This is a genomic window from Micromonospora sp. B11E3, from assembly GCF_039871625.1.
In the GTDB taxonomy this organism is placed as follows: Bacteria; Actinomycetota; Actinomycetes; order Mycobacteriales; family Micromonosporaceae; genus Micromonospora.
Genome location: NZ_JBDPMC010000236.1, coordinates 1 through 833, shown reverse-complemented (window position 1 = coordinate 833; position 833 = coordinate 1). Strand labels below are relative to the sequence as shown.

1 protein-coding gene is annotated in these 833 nt (G+C 78.2%); it reads right to left on the bottom strand.

Annotated features, from left to right (window positions below; genetic code table 11):
- Positions 1–164: 164 nt before the first annotated feature.
- Positions 165–743, bottom strand: a complete 579-nt coding sequence (locus ABGB16_RS33850) for a hypothetical protein (RefSeq protein WP_347672117.1) — start codon at positions 741–743, stop codon at positions 165–167.
- Positions 744–833: the final 90 nt, after the last annotated feature.

Sequence of the window (833 nt, the reverse complement as noted above, 5' to 3'; positions counted from 1 at the left end):
CACGCACGCGGGCACGAGGCACGCACGCGGGCACGAGGCACGCACGCGGGCACGAGGCACGCACGCGGGCACGAGGCACGCACGCGGGCACGAGGCACGCACGCGGGCACGAGGCACGCACGCGGGCGCGAGGCACGCACGCGGGCGCGAGGCAGGCGGGGCTGTCAGGGGTGGCCGGAGAGGAGGGCGCGGGTCGCGTCCCAGCCCTCGACCGCCGGGTCGAGGGTGGCCAGGTCCGCCGGGCCGCGCAACCGCCGCCAGGCGGCGGTGACCGCGACGTCGCCGGGGCGCGGGGCGGCCCGGCGCAGGTCGGCCGGGAGCGCGGCGTCCAGGTCGATCTCGGGCAGCCAGTCCGGTACGGGCAGCCGCGACGCGACGCCGAGCAGGCCGGGACCGCCGCCCTCGGCCGGGGCGACCGCCACCGGCCGGGTGGTCAGCGGGCGGAGCAGCTTGCCGACGGTCAGCCCGGGCAGGTCGGGGGCGTCGGCGGCGACGACGGCCGCCTGGTCGTACCCGGTCAGCGCGGCCAGGACCGCGGTGGCCGTCGGTACGGGCACCTCGTGCACGGCGGTGCCGGGCCAGACGACGGCCTCGGCGAGGGCCCGGTCGGCCGGGGTCACCGCGACCGCGGTCTCCACCTCCTGAAGCGTGGCGAGCAGGTCCACCACGTCCTCGGCGAGCGCCGCCCGCCACCGTCCCGGGTCGATGCCCGGCGCGGAGAGCAGGTGCTGCAACTGCGACATGAACTGCTGCATCTGCGCGGGATCGTTGGGGTCGGGCGGTTGCCCGCCCGGGAGCTGGAAGCCGAACGGAATATCAGGCACGACGTCTAC

What these genes read in the sequence shown, in the direction of transcription:
- ABGB16_RS33850 (WP_347672117.1), bottom strand. Translation starts at nt 743, where the DNA reads ATGTCGCAGTTGCAGCACCTGCTCTCCGCGCCGGGCATCGACCCGGGA.